16 protein-coding genes are annotated in these 16,058 nt (G+C 72.5%); 7 read left to right on the plus strand and 9 right to left on the minus strand.

The features are described from left to right. Positions 1-234 precede the first annotated feature (234 nt). Both ABD086_RS02425 and ABD086_RS02430 read left to right on the plus strand, forming a co-directional pair. Positions 235-1,473 carry a coiled-coil domain-containing protein gene (locus ABD086_RS02425; RefSeq protein WP_343905320.1) on the plus strand — a complete coding sequence of 413 codons (1,239 nt, stop codon included), beginning with the start codon at positions 235-237 and terminating at the stop codon, positions 1,471-1,473. Further along, positions 1,470-2,606 (plus strand): AI-2E family transporter, encoded by a 1,137-nt coding sequence (locus ABD086_RS02430; protein ID WP_343905322.1) that lies wholly within the window; start codon positions 1,470-1,472, stop codon positions 2,604-2,606. The genes ABD086_RS02425 and ABD086_RS02430 overlap by 4 nt, the downstream gene beginning before the upstream one ends. Here ABD086_RS02430 and ABD086_RS02435 read toward each other — a convergent pair. Beyond that, positions 2,584-3,558 carry an EamA family transporter gene (locus tag ABD086_RS02435; protein WP_343905324.1) on the minus strand — a complete coding sequence of 325 codons (975 nt, stop codon included), beginning with the start codon at positions 3,556-3,558 and terminating at the stop codon, positions 2,584-2,586. The genes ABD086_RS02430 and ABD086_RS02435 overlap by 23 nt on opposite strands. A gap of 38 nt (positions 3,559-3,596) precedes the next feature. Here ABD086_RS02435 and ABD086_RS02440 point away from each other — a divergent pair, with 38 nt between their 5' ends. Next, complete coding sequence (locus ABD086_RS02440) at positions 3,597-4,130, plus strand: CGNR zinc finger domain-containing protein (protein WP_343905326.1); 534 nt, start codon at positions 3,597-3,599, stop codon at positions 4,128-4,130. A gap of 85 nt (positions 4,131-4,215) precedes the next feature. Here ABD086_RS02440 and ABD086_RS02445 read toward each other — a convergent pair whose 3' ends face one another. Both ABD086_RS02445 and ABD086_RS02450 read right to left on the minus strand, forming a co-directional pair. Next, positions 4,216-5,013 (minus strand): alpha/beta fold hydrolase, encoded by a 798-nt coding sequence (locus ABD086_RS02445; RefSeq protein ID WP_343905327.1) that lies wholly within the window; start codon positions 5,011-5,013, stop codon positions 4,216-4,218. Then, on the minus strand, positions 5,004-5,783 hold the full coding sequence (locus tag ABD086_RS02450) for an endo alpha-1,4 polygalactosaminidase (RefSeq protein ID WP_343905329.1): 780 nt from the start codon (positions 5,781-5,783) through the stop codon (positions 5,004-5,006). The genes ABD086_RS02445 and ABD086_RS02450 overlap by 10 nt, the downstream gene beginning before the upstream one ends. A 2-nt stretch (positions 5,784-5,785) precedes the next feature. Between ABD086_RS02450 and ABD086_RS02455 the strand changes: the two genes are divergently transcribed. Further along, positions 5,786-7,663: a S8 family serine peptidase gene (locus ABD086_RS02455; protein ID WP_343905331.1), complete on the plus strand. Its 1,878-nt coding sequence runs from the start codon at positions 5,786-5,788 to the stop codon at positions 7,661-7,663. On the opposite strand, the gene ABD086_RS02460 is transcribed toward ABD086_RS02455, so the two are convergent. Genes ABD086_RS02460 through ABD086_RS02475 form a run of 4 tightly spaced genes read right to left on the minus strand, consistent with a single transcriptional unit; the run spans position 7,660 to position 12,009 of the window. Next, positions 7,660-8,451, minus strand: coding sequence for a hypothetical protein (locus ABD086_RS02460; protein WP_343905333.1), 792 nt, complete (start codon positions 8,449-8,451; stop codon positions 7,660-7,662). The two genes, ABD086_RS02455 and ABD086_RS02460, sit on opposite strands and share 4 nt — an antisense overlap. Before the next feature lie 44 nt (positions 8,452-8,495). Then, positions 8,496-8,732: a hypothetical protein gene (locus ABD086_RS02465; protein ID WP_343905334.1), complete on the minus strand. Its 237-nt coding sequence runs from the start codon at positions 8,730-8,732 to the stop codon at positions 8,496-8,498. Continuing rightward, a complete protein-coding gene (locus ABD086_RS02470) occupies positions 8,701-10,188 on the minus strand; it encodes an MFS transporter (RefSeq protein WP_343905335.1) in 1,488 nt (495 codons plus the stop codon). The genes ABD086_RS02465 and ABD086_RS02470 overlap by 32 nt, the downstream gene beginning before the upstream one ends. Positions 10,189-10,206: 18 nt before the next feature. Then, positions 10,207-12,009, minus strand: a complete 1,803-nt coding sequence (locus ABD086_RS02475; RefSeq protein ID WP_343905337.1) for a 3-hydroxyacyl-CoA dehydrogenase family protein — start codon at positions 12,007-12,009, stop codon at positions 10,207-10,209. Positions 12,010-12,157: 148 nt separating this feature from the next. On the opposite strand from ABD086_RS02475, the gene nucS reads away from it, so the two are divergent. Further along, positions 12,158-12,832, plus strand: a complete 675-nt coding sequence (gene nucS / locus ABD086_RS02480; protein WP_343905339.1) for an endonuclease NucS — start codon at positions 12,158-12,160, stop codon at positions 12,830-12,832. A gap of 37 nt (positions 12,833-12,869) precedes the next feature. Here the strand turns inward: nucS and ABD086_RS02485 are convergent, their stop codons facing one another. Next, the gene (locus tag ABD086_RS02485; protein WP_343905341.1) at positions 12,870-13,556 is read right to left on the minus strand and encodes an ArsR/SmtB family transcription factor; all 687 of its coding nucleotides are present in this window, start codon (positions 13,554-13,556) and stop codon (positions 12,870-12,872) included. A 65-nt stretch (positions 13,557-13,621) separates the two neighbouring features. On the opposite strand from ABD086_RS02485, the gene ABD086_RS02490 reads away from it, so the two are divergent. Both ABD086_RS02490 and ABD086_RS02495 read left to right on the plus strand, forming a co-directional pair. After that, positions 13,622-14,068 (plus strand): hypothetical protein, encoded by a 447-nt coding sequence (locus ABD086_RS02490; RefSeq protein WP_343905342.1) that lies wholly within the window; start codon positions 13,622-13,624, stop codon positions 14,066-14,068. 239 nt (positions 14,069-14,307) lie between these two features. Beyond that, positions 14,308-14,622 carry a DUF952 domain-containing protein gene (locus ABD086_RS02495; protein ID WP_343905343.1) on the plus strand — a complete coding sequence of 105 codons (315 nt, stop codon included), beginning with the start codon at positions 14,308-14,310 and terminating at the stop codon, positions 14,620-14,622. Here ABD086_RS02495 and ABD086_RS02500 read toward each other — a convergent pair. Further along, positions 14,609-16,051 carry a PAS domain S-box protein gene (locus tag ABD086_RS02500; protein WP_343905344.1) on the minus strand — a complete coding sequence of 481 codons (1,443 nt, stop codon included), beginning with the start codon at positions 16,049-16,051 and terminating at the stop codon, positions 14,609-14,611. The two genes, ABD086_RS02495 and ABD086_RS02500, sit on opposite strands and share 14 nt — an antisense overlap. Between the last annotated feature and the right edge of the window lie 7 nt (positions 16,052-16,058).

Raw genomic sequence — 16,058 nt, forward strand, 5'->3', positions numbered from 1 at the left:
CGCTCGACGTCCACCAGAACGCCCACCAGGGCAAGGTCGGCGTGCTCTGCCTGGCCCCCGAAGAAGGCCTCGGCGTCCGCGACCACGAGATGCGCGACCGGCACCTCGAGCAGATCAACCGGTTCCGCGGCGTCTGATCCGCGTCCGGCGGGATTTCGCGCGGGCCGGGGTGGGATCGCTCGCGCCGATCGGCAACACTGGTCGGACATGACCGACCGCGGAAGGGTGAGCGCAGTGACGAGCGACCAGGGACTGTCCATCTTCGACGACAACGAGCCGGACGAGGACGCGCCCGAGGCCGCCGCCGACGAGGCCACCCAGGTGATGCCGGCCGTGCCGCGCCAGCAGGGCGCGGAGCGGGCCGTCGAGAAGACCCAGCAGGCGCCGGCGGTGCCCCGGCAGCAGCCGGCGTCCCGCCCGGTCGTCCCACCGGCCGCCCCGGCCGCCGCCCCGAGGCCGGCCGGGGGGCCGATCCCGGCACCGGCCGGGTTCCCGGTCGTGCGCCGCGGCGGCTACGACAAGGACGCCGTCGACACGCGCGTGCGGCAGCTGACGACCGAGAAGGCCGGGCTCAGCTCGAGCCTCACCGAGTCCGAGCGGCGGGTGCTCGAGCTCGAGGAGCAGCTCACCCAGCTCCAGGAGCAGCTCAAGGAGAACGAGGCCCCGTCGTACGCCGGCCTCGGCGGCCGCGCGAGCGCCATGCTCCGCCTGGCCGAGGAGGAGGCCGCCGAGGTCCGCGAGACCGCGCAGCGCGAGGCCGCGGAGATCCGGGAGCAGGCCGCCCGGGACGCCAAGGCGGTGCGGGCGGACGCCGCCCGCGAGGCCGAGGACATGCGGCTCGTGCAGCTCAAGGAGCTCGACGAGCACCGCAGCCGGGTGCTGGCCGACGCCGAGCAGGAGCGGGCGCTGGCCCGGGCCGAGGCCGCGGACCTGGTCGCGTCGGCGCAGCGCCAGGCCGACCAGGTCCGGCTCGCGGCCGAGCAGGAGACCAACGAGCTGCGCACGGCCGCCAAGCGCGAGGCCGAGCAGGCGCGGGCCGCCGCGGACCGCGAGGTCCAGGAGGCCCGCCGCACGCTGGCGGTCGAGAAGGAGCGGCTGGCCCGCGAGGCGACCGACCACCACGCCAGCGCCACCGCGGAGACCAAGCGCCTCGTCGAGGAGGCCGAGTCCCGGGCCGCGGCCGCCGAGGAGCGGGCCCGCGCCGCCGCCGCCTCGGCGACCGAGCAGCGCGCCCAGGCCGCGACCGAGGCCGAGGCCCTGCTGTCCCGGGCCCGCCGCGAGGCGGAGCAGATCGTCGCCTCCGCCCGCACCCAGGCCGAGTCGATCACCACCAGCGGCGCCGCCGACGCCGAGCGCGAGCTCGCCGCGATCCGGGCCGAGGTGGACCGGATCAGCAAGCGCCGCGACGCGATCACGGCGCAGCTGTCGTCGCTGCACGAGGTGATCGCAGGGTTCAACAAGGACGACGAGTGACCGACGCGCCCCCGGCGCACCCGGCGTCCGAGGACGCCGAGGACGCCGACGGCCTCGAGGGCATCCCGACCGACCGGGAGGACCTGGGCGAGCCGGGTCCGCCCCTCGACCACCGGGCGCCGTTCTACGTCGGCTTCGTCGGCGGACTCGGCGCGCTGCTGGCGCTCTGGCTCGCCCTGAACGTGCACGCCATCGGCTCCACGCTGATGCTGGTGGTCGTCGCCCTGTTCCTCGCGGCCGGCCTCAACCCCGCGGTGGAGTTCTTCGAGCGGCACGGCATGCGCCGCTCGTACGCCGTGCTGACGGTGATCCTGGCGTTCCTCGCCGCGCTGGCGCTGTTCCTCGTGGCGATCGTCCCGGTGATCGCCGACCAGGTGCACGCCCTGACCGACAACGTGCCGCACTGGCTCGACGACCTCCAGCGCAACCAGCAGGTGCAGCGGCTCGACAAGGAGTACGACGTCGTCGCGAAGGTGCGGGAGTACGTCACCGACGGAAACTTCGTCGGTGCGATCTTCGGCGGCGCGGTCGGGATCGGGCTCGCGGTCCTCGGCGCGCTCTTCAACGGCTTCATCGTGATCGTGCTGACGCTGTACTTCCTGGCGTCGCTCGACACCGTCAAGGGCGCCTTCTACCGGCTCGCCCCGGCCTCGCGCCGCGACCGGGTCTCGAAGCTCGGCGACCGGGTGGTCCGCAGCGTCGGCGGCTACGTCTCCGGTGCGTTCATCGTGGCGATGTGCGCGGGCATCTCGTCGCTGATCTTCTTGTTCATCGCCGGGCTCGGGCAGTACGCCGTCGCGCTCGCCTTCGTGGTCGCCCTGCTCGACGTGATCCCGATGATCGGCGCGACCATCGGCGCGGTGATCGTGACCGCGATCGCGTTCGCGACCGACTGGAAGATCGGCATCGCCTGCGTGGTCTTCTACATCGTCTACCAGCAGCTCGAGAACTACGTGATCTACCCGCGGGTGATGTCGAAGTCCGTCGACGTCCCGGGCGCGGTCACCGTGATCGCGGCGCTCACCGGCGCCGCCCTGTTCGGCGTGGTCGGCGCCCTGCTGGCGATCCCGACGGCCGCCTCGATCCTGATGCTCGTGCGCGAGGTCTGGGTCAGACGCCAGGACCAGCGCTAGCCAGCGCGGTGTCCCGCTCGCCCAGCTTGACGAACACGACGCCGGCGACGATGAGCAGGCCGCCCACCAGCTGCACGGCACGGGGCAGCTCGCCGAGCAGCAGCCAGGCGAACACCACACCGGCGAGGACCTCGGTCAGCGCGACGAACGACGCCAGGCGCGAGCCCAGCCGGCGCACCGCGGCGACGCCGCTGGTGTAGGGCACGGCCGCCGTCACGACGCCGAGCACGAGCAGCGGCACCCACCACGAGACGGTGATGCCGGCGTACTCGACGCTGGCGGTCGACCGGTGCATCGGCAGCAGCCCGACCAGGCCGAGCGCCGCGAGCGCGAGCGCGCCCGTCACCAGGCCGCCGGAGGCGAGCACCATCGGCGGGAGGCCGCCCTCGGCGTCCCCGGAGACGACGAAGTACGTCGCCGCGCCGACCATCGCGCCGAGCGCCCAGAGCACGCCGGGCACGCTGAGGGCGGCGCCGGACAGCAGGTCGAGGACGAGCACCAGGCCGAGGGCGGCGAGGCCCGCGCCGACGAGCGTGATCGGGCCGGGTCGCTGGCCGTGCCGCAGCCAGAACCAGACCACCACCGCGGCGGGCGCGGTGTACTCGATCAGCAGCGCCGGCCCGACCTGCATGTGCCGGACGGCCGAGAAGTAGCAGAACTGCGCAGCCGCGACGCCGAGGACGCCGAACAGGAGCAGCACGCGCGCGTTGCGGCGTACCAACCCCCAGCGACCGCGGAGCGAGACCAGCCCGAACGGGAGCACCACGAGCGCCGCGATGCCGACGCGGACCAGCACGATCGCGCCCGCGCTCCAGCCGGCGTCGAGCAGCTCCCGCGCGAGCGCGCCCGACATGCCGAACGACGTTGCCGAGAGCAGGGCGAAGCCGAGCCCGCTCGCGAGCCGGCGGCCGGAGGCGATCCGTGCCGTCTCGTCATGGGTCAAGATCGTCATGGAGCATGACGCTACGCGGGTCGGTGTAACCTGTCAACGTGGTATTCGCTCATGACACCGAAGTGTCGCTGCAGTCCGCGGCGACGCTCGCGAACTCCGCCCTCGAGCCGGACACCCTGGAGACGGTGGCGGACCTCGACGCGTTCTACGACGAGTTCGAGTACACCGGCCGCCGCGACGGAGACGAGGCCGAGCTCGCGGCCGTGCGCGCGATCCGCCCGCGGCTGTTCGAGCTGCTCACCGCCGACCGCGACGACGCGGTCGCCCTGGTCAACGCGATGCTCGCCGACGCGGGCGCCGTCCCCCAACTGGTGCGCCACGACGTCTGGGACTGGCACCTGCACGCGGTCGGCCCCGAGCGCGACCTGCCGACCCGGATCCTGGTCGAGACCGCGATGGCGATGATCGACGTGATCCGCTCCGACGAGATGTCCCGCCTCGGCCGCTGCGCCGACCCGGGTTGCGGCGGCATTGTGCTCGACCTGTCCCGCAACCGCTCCAAGCGCTTCTGCTCGACCGCCTGCGGCAACCGCAACGCCGTCGCCGCCTACCGCGCCCGCCAGCGACGTTGAGTTGGGCCCGAATCCCCCTCGAGTTGGGCGGGAGTTCCGGCCCGCAGGTGAATCGAGCCCGACTGAAGGGTGATTTCGGCCCAACTCAACGCTGGGCGAGGAAGCGGCGGAGGACCTCGATGAAGATCTCGGGCTGCTCGGAGTGGACCCAGTGGCCGGCGTCCTTGATGGTGACCTTGCGGTTCCTCGGGAACCAGCGGGCCATGGCGTCGGCGTACTCGTCCTTGACGTACGGCGAGCGCTCGCCGGCGATCCACAGCGTGCGGCCGTCGTACGGCGCGACGCCCTCGAGCGCCTCCTCCGGCCAGTCGCCGAGGTGCGCGAGGTCGCGGCCGAGGAGCTCGAGGTTCGGCTGCCACGTCCACCCGTCGTCGGTGCGGCGCAGGTTCTGCAGCAGGAAGCTGCGCACGGTCGGGTCGGGCACCGCGTCGGCCAGCGCGGCGTCCGCCTCCTCGCGGCGCGTGATCGAGCCGAGGTCCAAGGCCAGCATCGCCGCGATGTACCCCTCGAACTCGCTGCGCGCCTGGTAGTCCACCGGCGACACGTCGACCACGCCGAGCCGCTCGACCAGCTCCGGGTGGCGCAGCGCGAGCACCATCGCGGCCTTGCCGCCCATCGAGTGGCCGACCAGCGCGACCGGGTCGTCGGCCGAGAACAGCGCGGCGACGCGGTCGGCGGTGTCGATGTAGTCGAAGCGCTCGGTCCACGCCGAGCGACCGTGGTTGGGCATGTCGACCAGCAGCACCCGGTGGTTCTCGGCGAGCGCCTTGGCGATCGTGGTCCAGTTCTTGCCCTGCCCGAACAGCCCGTGGCAGAACGCCACCAGCGGGCCGTCCTCGCCCAGGGTCGTGGTGTGCAGCCCGTGCTCCTGCCTCAGCACCACTCGTGCACTCCCTCCGGGGTCAGGTCGCGGTCCCGCAGGACCACCGGCAGCTGGTCGCCGACGTGCCGGCAGGTCCACCGGAAGTCGGTACGGCGGTACTCGATCGCCAGCACCTGGTCGCCGTACACCTGCGTGTAGGCGTCGCACTCCCGGTAGCGCCCGCACTCCTCGGCGACCGCGAAGTCGTAGCCGATCGTGGTGCCGTCGAAACCGGCGAGGTTCTTCTGCCCGGCGGCCAGGCCGGCGGCGTGCGCTTTGCGGACCAGCAGCGCGGCGTAGGCGACCGCCTGCTTGCGGGTCACCAGGCGGTGGCTGCGGGTGAACGAGTCGAGGTTGTCGTACTCCACGGCGTCGAAGCCGTCGTCCGCGCAGCCGCGGGTCCAGCGGCCGACGATCCGGGCGAGCGCCTTCCGCTTCGCCGGCGTGCGTACGTCGAGCAGCCACTCGCCCCACGCCTCGTCGGTGACCGGCTTCCCGCCCTGCTTGAGCACCAGGCCCCAGTGCTGGCGCCAGAACCGGCGCTGGTCGGGCTGGGTCTGGAAGCCGTTGACGTAGCAGACGTTGTACCTGCCCGCGAGCGGCGCGGCGGTGCGGTCGCGGACCACGATGCCGACGTGGTCGGGCACGTCGGCGGCGCCGCCCAGCTGGTAGTCGACGTCGGTCCCCGTGGGCAGCGCGACCAGCAGCAGCGGGAGGAGCAGCGCGTAACTCCACGCGCCGGCGCTCCGTTGACGGGGCACCGCTGAGGAAGACCTTCGAGATCGGATCATCCATGCCATCCTCCCGCACCCGGCTGCTCGCGCTCACCAGCGCCCTGGTCGTCGCCCTCTCGCTGTCCGCGGTCACCCGCGCCGAGGCCACCCCGGAGGCCCCCGCCGCGCCGGCCGGCGTGCACGCCGGGCTCGACCGGCTGCTCACCGAGGGCACCCCGGACCAGCGCGCGATCGTCCGGTTCGACGCCGTGCCCACGGCCGCCCAGGTCGCCGCGCTCTCGGCCCTCGGGCTCACCGTGCAGCCGATGCGGCACCTGCCGCTCGCCCTGGTGCAGGGCCCGGTCGCCGCGATGACCGAGGTCGTCGCCCGCGGGATCGGCCTCGACGTCTACCCCGACGAGCGGATCCAGCTCCTCGACACCGAGTCCAGCAATGCGATGTCGTCCTCCCCCGCGGCCGCGAAGGCGCTGCGGGCGAAGGGTCTGACCGGCAAGGGCGTGACCGTCGGCGTCGTCGACTCCGGCTGCGACGCCACCCACGCCGACCTCGCCGACCGCGTGGTCCACAACGTCAAGCTCTACAGCCCGGAGTACGTCAACCAGGGCACCCAGCCCACGCTGGTCGCCCCGGTCGACCAGGGCCCGGTCAGCAACACCGACCTCGGCAGCGGCCACGGCACCCACGTCGCCGGCATCATCGCGGCCGACTCGAAGTCCGTCGACGACGGCAGCCGGTACGGCGTCGCGCCGGACGCCGAGCTGGCCTGCTTCTCGATCGGCGAGGTGCTGTTCACCACGGCCGTCGTCACGGCGTACGACTACATCCTCGACCAGCCCGACCTGCTCGGCATCGACGTCATCAACAACTCGTGGGGCAACAGCTACCGCCAGTTCGACCCGAACGACCCGGTCGCCGTCGCGACCAAGGCGGTCGCCGACCGCGGCGTCACCGTGGTGTTCGCCGCCGGCAACTCCGGCTCGGGCGACGTGCCGATGAGCCTGAACCCGTTCTCCCAGTCGCCGTGGGTGATCTCGGTGGCCGCCGGCACGATCGACCGCCACCGCGGCGACTTCTCCTCCAACGGACTGGTCAACGACAACTCCCGCCCGACCGCGATCGGCGCCGAGGACCACACGTCGTACGCCGGCGACCGGATCGGCCTGGTCCACCCGGACGTCACCGCCCCCGGCGTCGACATCAGCTCCACGTGCGACACGGCCGGCACCCTGGTCGGCCCGTGCCCGCCGAACGAGAACACCTCCGCCTCCGGCACCTCGATGGCGTCCCCGCACATCGCCGGGGCGGCGGCCGTGCTCCTGCAGGCGCAGCCGCGGCTGACCCCCGACCAGGTCCGGCTCGCGCTCCAGGCGACGGCGACGCCGGTCAAGGCGTCGGCGGGCAAGGGTTCGCTGCCGTTCTGGCAGGTCGGCTACGGCTTCGTGAACCTGGACAGGGCCGTCGACCTGGTCACCGGCCGCGGCTGGGCGGGCGACCTGGCCGCTGCCGCGGCGAAGGCCGACAGGCGGGTCCGCAACGCGGACGGCGTGAAGGTGCTGCGCTCCGACTTCTTCGTCCACGACGCTCCCCCGGCCACGGCCGGCGGCAGCGACGCGGTCTCGTACGACCTGCGGGTCGGCGGCGCGACCCGCAGCGTGGCGGTCAGCCTGGCCTTCCCGTCCGGCGGCAGCGTCGGCGCGAGCCTGACCAGCTACACCGTCACCGTGCTCGACCCGACCGGGGCGACGGTCGCCACGTCGACCAGCGACCCGGCCGCCGGCTCCGGCACCGCGCTCGCGACGTTCCCGGTGCGGAAGGCGGGGACCTACACGTTCGAGGTGGCCGGTGACTACGCCGCGTCCGACCCGGACACGATCGACAGCGACTCGGCGCTCGGGCGGTTCGTCATCCTGCACGTGGCCCAGCTGAAGAAGGGCTAGAAGTCGAACCCGTCGAACGCGTCGCCGAAACCGTCGCCGATGGCACCGATGCCGTCGCCGATGCCGTCGCCGAGCCCCTCGAACCGGTCCCCGAGCGCGTCGAGGCCACCACCGAGGGCGTCGAAGCCGCCGAGCCCGCCGAAGAGCAGCCCCGCGAACATCCAGTCCATCGGCGAGAAGGCGCCGAAGTAGCCCGAGGCGTACGGCGCGTAGGCGCGACCGCCCTGCCAGTACGGCACCCGCTGCGACCCGACCATCACCATGCGGGCGTCGGGCGCGGCGCCGGCTCCGACCCGCTCCGCGTCCAGGGCGCAGGCCGGGACGTCGCGCGGCGTACCACCGGGTGGCGTCCAGGGGACGTCGGCGACGCTCAGGCCGTGGCGCGGGTCGAAGAAGCACGGCGGGCGGCGAGGCGGCAGCGGCTCGCCCGCCACCCGCGCGCGGACGCACGCGATCGCGTAGCGCCCGTCCTCCAGGATCTCGGTGACGTGCCGGACGTCGTCGGGACGCGCCATCGCGTCCGCGGCGGTCTTGGCGGCCTCGTAGGCGTCGAGCGCGCGCTGGTAGTCGGCGTTCTCACCCGGCCCGAGGTCGCGTCCGGCGAGCTCCAGGTCCAGGGACTGGAGCTCCTCACCGAGAGCCGTGATGTCCTCGAAGGCCAGCTTCCGCACCGGCGCCAGCTCGGCCTGCTGCTGCTCGAGCGCACGCCGCTCCCCGGCCCGCCGGGCGAGCACGACGGCTCCGCCGATGACGGCCAGGACGACCAGGAGGGCCACCAGGGTTCCCATGCGTCCAGCGTACGTGGGACGCCGAAGCCCGCCCCGGAGCCAGGTCAGCTCGCGACCAGCGCTCCGTCGTCGCGGGTGTAGACGAGCCCGTCGGCGACGGCCAGGGCGAGGGCCGGCTCGAACCGGTCCTGCTCCCAGTACGCCGCTCCGACGGCGCGGAAGAGGTCCTCGATCTGGGACGGCCCCAGCGCCTCCAGGGCGCGGACGATCTGGCCCATCTCGTGGAAGACCTGGCGGTCGCGCCGGCCCTCAGTGGCCGGCTTGGGTGGCGGCATCGGCATGCTCGTCGCTCCTTCCCTCGTCGTCGACGGTCAACGGCTTCGCGATGCTCTCCAGCGACCGGCCCTCGGCCTTCACCCCGAGGAACGCCTCGACGATCCCGGCGCCGATCATCAGCACGGCGCCGATGAAGTAGCCGATCGCGATCCCGGTGATGTCCTTGTCGGCCGAGGCCTGCTCGATCAGCCAGCCGAACAGCAGCGGCCCGCTGATGCCGCCCGCGGCGGTGCCGATCGCGTAGAAGAACGCGATGCACAGCGCCCGGGTCTCCATCGGGAACACCTCGCTCGCGGTCAGGTACGCCGCGCTCGCGCCCGCGGAGGCGAAGAAGAAGATGATCACGCCGAGGAGCGTGAGCGAGAACGCCGTGACGCTGCCGAGGAGGAAGCCGGTGACGCCGAGCAGGGCGCCGGAGAACACGTAGGTGAACGTGATCATCTTGACCCGGCCGATCCGGTCGAACAGCGGCCCGAGGATCAGCGCGCCCGCGAAGTTGCTCAGCGCGAAGACGGCGAGGTACCAGCCGGTCTGCTGCACCCCGAGGAAGGTCGTGAGCGTGTCGCCGTAGGTGAAGAAGAAGGCGTTGTAGAGGAACGCCTGGCCGACGAAGAGCGAGAAGCAGAGCACGGTCCGCTTCGGGTACATCGTGAACACGGTCCGGGCGATCAGCATGAACGGGATCGACTTGCGCTGCCGGATGGTGATGGTCTCGGAGACCTTCTCCAGCGGGTGGCCGGTCTCCTCGGCGACGGTCTCCTCGATCTCCGCGACGATGCGGTCCGCCTCGTCCTCGCGGCCGTGGATGAACAGCCAGCGCGGGCTCTCCGGCACGTGCCGGCGGACCAGCAGGATGCCGACCGCCAGGATCGCGCCCAGGCCGAACGCCAGCCGCCAGCCCCACTCCGGATCGATGACGGTCGGGTCGAGCAGCGGGATCGTGAGCAGCGCGCCGCCCGCAGCGCCGACCCAGAACGAGCCGTTGATCGTGACGTCCACGCGGCCGCGGTACTTCGCGGGGATCAGCTCGTCGATCGCGGAGTTGATGGCGGCGTACTCGCCCCCGATGCCGAACCCGGTGAAGAAGCGCGCCATGAAGTACCACGACGGCGCCATCGAGAACGCCGTGAGGACGGTCGCGCAGGTGTAGACGAGCAGCGTGATCAGGAACAGCTTCTTGCGGCCGAAGCGGTCGGTCAGCTGGCCGAAGAACAGCGCTCCCAGGCACGCACCGGCGACGTAGATCGCGCCGGCGAACCCGATGTCGGAGCTGCTCATGCCCAGACCCGTGTGCGGGTCCTTCAGCGCCTCGGACATCGAGCCGACGATCGTCACCTCGAGGCCGTCGAGGATCCAGACCGTGCCGAGCCCGATGACGACCAGCCAGTGCCAACGAGCCCACGGCAGCCGGTCCAGGCGAGCGGGAACGTCGGTGGTGATGCGCCCGGTCTCAACTCCCATAAAGGCCGGGGTACCCGCTCAGCGGCGGCTGTAGTCCCGGAAGCCGCGCTGCGTCTTGCGGCCGAGGTACCCCGCCGTCACCAGGTGCTCCAGCAGCGGCGCGGGCGCGAAGCCGGGCTCGCGGAACTCCAGGTAGAGCTCGCGCTGGATCGCCAGCGACACGTCGTTGCCGACCACGTCGAGCAGCTCGAACGGTCCCATCGGCAGCGCACAGCCCTGCTTCATCGCCAGGTCGATGTCGTCGGCGGTGGCGTAGTGGGCCTCGAGCATCTTCACCGCGTCGTTCAGGTACGGGAACAGCAGGGCGTTGACGATGAAGCCGGCCCGGTCACCGCAGGACACCGCGACCTTGCCGACCCGGTCGCACAGCGCGCGGGTGGTCTCGGTGACATCGTCGGACGTGACCACCGTCGAGACGACCTCGACCAGCTTCATCACCGGCGCGGGGTTGAAGAAGTGCATGCCGATGACGTCCTGGGGTCGCGACGTCGCCTGGGCGCAGGCGATGATCGGCAGGCTCGAGGTGGTGGTCGCGAGGATCGCCCCGGGCTTGCAGATCTCGTCGAGGTTCTCGAACAGCGTGGTCTTGATCGCGAGGTCCTCGGCGATGGCCTCCACGACGATGTCGGCGCCCGCGAGGTCGTCGAGCGAGGTCGAGCCGGTGAGGCGGGCCAGCACCTCGGCCTTGGCCTCCTCGGTCGCTCGGCCGCGCTGGATCTGCTTGTCGAAGTTCCGGGTGACCGCCGCGACCACGCCGTCGACCTTCTCCTGGCTGCGGCCGACGAAGAGCACGTCGTACCCGGCCTTGGCGAAGACCTCGACGATGCCGCTGGCCATGGTGCCGGTGCCGACCACGCCGACCTGCTTGATGTCGTGCCGGAGCTCGGGCTGCTCGTCGGCCGACGGGGTCTGCTCGTCGGGGACGACGACCGGGCTGTCCGGCGCCTCGTAGGTGTAGAAGCCGCGACCGGTCTTGCGGCCCAGCCAGCCGGCGGTGACCATCTGCTTGAGGATCGGCGCCGGCGCGTGCAGGCGGTCGCGGCCCTGCCGGTACATCGTCTCGAGGATCTCGTACGCCGTGTCCAGCCCGATCAGGTCGAGCAGCGCCAGCGGACCCATCGGGTAGCCGCAGCCGTAGCGCATCGCCGCGTCGATGTCCTCGCGGCTGGCGTAGCGGCCCTCGTACATCGAGACCGCGTGGTTCAGGTAGCCGAACAGCAGGGTGTTGGCGATGAACCCCGCCTTGTCGCCACACACGACCGGGTTCTTGCCGAGCGCCTCCACGAGCGCCTTGGTGTCGGCGAGCACCTGGTCCTCGGTGACGACGGTCCGCACGATCTCGACCAGGTCCTGCACGGGCGCGGGGTTGAAGAAGTGGACGCCGATGACCCGGCCGGGGTGGGAGTTGGCGGTGGAGATCTCGGTGACCGAGAGGCTCGAGGTGTTCGTGGCGAGCACCGTCTGCGGCGAGACGATGGAGTCCAGCTCGCGGAAGATCGCCTTCTTGGTCTCCAGGGACTCGACGACGGCCTCGACGACCAGGTCGGCGTCGGTCAGGTCCTTGAGCGCGGTGGTGAACGTGATCCGCCCGAGCAGCTCGGCCTGCTCCGCCTCGGTCATCTTCTCGCGCTGCACCGCGCGCGCCGTGGAGTGCTCGAGGTGCTCGCGGCCGCGGGCCAGGCCCTCCTCGTCCTTCTCGACCCCCACCACGGCGTACCCGTTGCGCGCGAACACCTCGGCGATGCCGGCACCCATGGTGCCGAGGCCGATGACCCCGATCGTGGAGACGGAGCGCGCAACGGGTGCCTGGGAGGTCGTCATGCCGCGCATGGTTGCACGGTGCCGGCCGGTCTGACAGTGGCCTAGTTCACTCACGAGTAACTTTGATCGTTCACAGGTGCTCTGGGCGCGCCCGACGACCCGCCGGCCGTGCTTCGTCCGGCTCCGGGCCACGGTAGATTCGTCGCCCGTGAGACTCGTCGTAGCCCGGTGCCAGGTCGACTACGCGGGGCGGCTGACCGCCCACCTCCCGATGGCGACCCGGGTGCTGATGATCAAGGCCGACGGGTCGGTGCTGGTGCACTCCGACGGTGGGTCGTACAAGCCGCTGAACTGGATGTCGCCGCCGTGCACGCTCCGCGAGGGCACCACCGAGGACGGCCAGGTCGAGTGGACGGTCACCTCCAAGACGGATGACACGCTCCGGATCCTCATCGAGGAGATCCACCACGAGTCGACGCACGAGCTCGGCATCGACCCCGGTCTGCAGAAGGACGGCGTCGAGAAGCACCTCCAGGAGCTGCTCGCCGAGCACCCCGCCACGCTCTCCCCCGGCCTGACGCTGGTCCGGCGCGAGTTCCCCACCGCGATCGGCCCGGTCGACCTGATGTGCCGCGACGCCGACGGCCACGCGGTCGCCGTGGAGATCAAGCGGCGCGGCGAGATCGACGGCGTCGAGCAGCTCACCCGCTACCTCGAGCTGCTCAACCGGGACCCGCTGCTGGCGCCGGTGCGCGGCATCTTCGCCGCCCAGGAGATCAAGCCGCAGGCGCGCGTGCTCGCCTCCGACCGCGGCATCGCCTGTGCGGTGGTGGACTACGACGCGCTGCGCGGCCTGGACGACCCGAGCCACCGGCTGTTCTGACCGGGTCGTCCGCCTCTGGCGGGGTGATACGCCGCCCTCAGGCGGACGACCCGAGGTCGGCCCCGAGCTCCGCAAGCCCTGCCCGACCGGCGTCCGTCAGCAGCAGCGCGCGGGAGTCGACGGCGCGGCGGACGAACCAGCCGCGCCGCACCAGCCCGTCCGTGATCCCTGCGGCCAGCGACCCGGCGAGGTGCGGCCGCCGCTCGGTCCAGTCCAGGCACGGCCGGGCGAAGGAGCGCCGCCCGGCCCGGGCCGCGGCGACATCGACGCCCCAGCCGGCCAGTCCGGCGGCGCCGACCGGCGTCACGTCGTACGCCGGGGTGAGCCAGTCGTGCGCGAGCAGCGCGTCGTGCAGGGCGACGCCGCAGACCCCGGCGAGGTGGTCGTAGCAGGTGCGCGCGAAGGCGAGCGCCTGCGCGTGCCCGGCCTGCCGCAGTGACCGGACCGGTCGCGGCGGCGCGACGTGGGACAGCGCCTCGAGGGCGGCGCCCACGTCGGGGCCGGCGATCCGGTAGTACCGGTGCCGGCCCTGCGCGACGACGTCCACGAGCCCGCCCTCGCGGAGCCGGGCCAGGTGCTCGCTCGCGGTGGAGGCGCCGATGCCGGCGATCGTGGCGAGCTCGCCGGCCGCGAGCGCACGTCCGCCCATGAGTGCGTCGAGCATCCGGGCCCGGCTCGGGTCCCCGATGAGCGCGCCGACGGCGGCGAGGTCGGTGTCGTGCACCCGGCGAGGCTACGCCGCGCACGCTTCGTCCCGCGCCGAAGCGTCCCGCTCCTACGGTTCCGACCATGGACAACCCCGGGACGCATGTCGAGCACGCGGTCGAGCACTGCCTGGAGGTGGCCGCCACCTGGCTGGCCTGGGACGGTCGTCCCGCGGTGAGCGAGGACGGTGACCGCGTCTACACGCCCCACAAGGCGGTCCGCCGGATCGCCGACCACCTCGTCGACCACCTCGCGGAGGTGGAGAGCCTGCTCGCCGGCGTGCCCACCGAGCCGGACCACTGGCACGGCAGCCTCGTCACCGTGGACGCCGACTGGTCCCGCTTCTCCGAGCTCGACCTCGACGAGGCCCGGCAGCGGCTGCGCCGACTGGGCCGCACCTTCGCCCTCCGCCTCGCGGCCGCCGGCCCGGACGAGTGGGACGCACCCCGCGGCGAGAGCTGGACGCTGCGCGAGATCGCCGACCACCTCACCGGCATCCGCTGGTACGCCGACCAGGTCGGCCGCCTCTGACCCGAAAGTCGCTCGCGCCGACCGCCGTCGGCCGCGCACGATGGCGGCCATGCGCGAGAACTACTTCGACACCGCCGTCGCCGAGCAGTACGACGACCCCGACGACGTGATGTTCTCGCCGGAGGTCCTCGGACCGACCGTCGACCTCCTCGCCGAGCTCGCCGACGGCCAGACGGCGCTCGAGCTCGCCATCGGCACCGGCCGCGTCGGCACGTCAGCGTGTGGCGGAAGATCGCCGCGTGAGGATCTTCCACATCGCCACGCTCGCCGACTGGGAGGCCGCCCAGGACTCCGGCGCCTACACCACCTCGACCCGGGGCGTCACGCTCGACGACGAGGGCTTCATCCACGCCAGCCACGCCCACCAGTGGCCGGGCGTGCGCGCGGCGTTCTACGCCGACGTCGCCGAGCCGCTGGTGTTGCTGGAGATCGACACCGAGCTGCTCGGCGTACCGGTCGTGGAGGAGCCACCGGCGCCCGGCGTCGACGAGCTGTTCCCGCACGTGTACGGCGCGGTGCGCCCCGCCGCGGTCGTCGGCGTCACCCGGCTGTAGGCGGCTGGTGCGGGATCGAGACCCGCACGGTGGTCCCGACGCCGACCTCGCTGTCGACCTCGACCAGACCGCCGTGGGCGTCGACGATCGCGCGGACGATCGACAGGCCGAGGCCGGCACCCTGCACCTGGCTGCGGACCGCGGACGGCGTGCGGTAGAGGCGGTCGAAGACGTGCTCCTTCTCCTCGGGGCTGACCCCGATGCCGGTGTCGCGCACCTCGAGGACGCCCCTCGGCCCGTCGTCGCGGACCACCACGTCGACCCGCCCGCCGGGGCCGGTGAACTTGAGCGCGTTGGTCAGCAGGTTCTCCAGCACCTGGGCCAGGCGATAGGCGTCGCCGTGGACCGGCGGTACCTCGGCCTCGACCAGCGCGAGCTCGATCCCCCGCTGGCGCGCCCGGAGGGCGGCGTCATCGACGACCTGCCGAGCGACGTCGATCAACAGGATCGGACGCCGCTCGATGCGCAGCCTGTTGTCGTCGAGGTAGGCCATCGTGAGCAGGTCGTCGACGAGCTGCAGCTCGCGGGCGGCGTTCCTCTCGATCACGCCCAGCAGCCGCCGCGCCCGCCGGCTGAGGTCGCCCTCGTCGAGGTCGGCCATCAGCTCGGCGTAGCCGATGATCGAGGTCAGCGGCGTGCGCAGCTCGTGCGAGACGGTGGCGATCAGCTCGTCGCGCTGGCGCTGCGACTCGGCCTCCAGACGCCGGTGCTCGGTCATGTCGCGGATCGCGACCGAGACCAGCACCCCCTCGTCGGTGTGCAGCGGCGACAGCCCGATCTCGACCGGCACCTCGTACTCGTGGCGGTGGCGGATCCGGAACTCCCCGGTGTAGCCCATCGGGACCAGGTCGGGGTCGAGCAGGTAGCGGCGGACGCGCTCGAGCACCTCGTCGGGGCCGGGCGTCGACGCCAGAACCGCGACCGACCGGCCGACCAGGTCGGCGCGGTCGTACCCGAAGACGTTCTCCATCTGGTCGTTCGCCAGCACGATCGTCGCGGTGTCGTCGACGATGATCGTCGGGTCCGGCGCCGCCTCGAGCAGGTTGCGGAACCGCTCCTCCTCGCGGATCCGTGCGGTGATGTCGCGCACCGTCGCCGAGACGTACGACGCACCGTCGACCGCGATCGGCGCGAGCGAGATCTCCGCAGGGAACTCGGAGCCGTCGGCCCGCCGGGCGGCCAGGCGCAGCAGCCCCATCGGCCGGGGGTTCGGCTCGGCCCGGTAGCCGTCGCGACGGCGCGGGTGCCCGAGCCGGAACCGCTCGGGCACGAGCACCTCGATCGACTGGCCCACCAGCGTCGCGGCCTCGCGGCCGAACACGTCGCGGCACTGGGCGTTGGCGAGCACGATCGACCCGGCACCGTCCACGACCACGACGGCGTCCGGCACAGCGTCGAACACGCCGCGGAAGAGTGCTGCTTCCTCCACGGATCGA

The sequence above is a fragment of the Nocardioides aquiterrae genome (genome assembly GCF_039526625.1).
GTDB lineage: Bacteria > Actinomycetota > Actinomycetes > Propionibacteriales > Nocardioidaceae > Nocardioides > Nocardioides aquiterrae.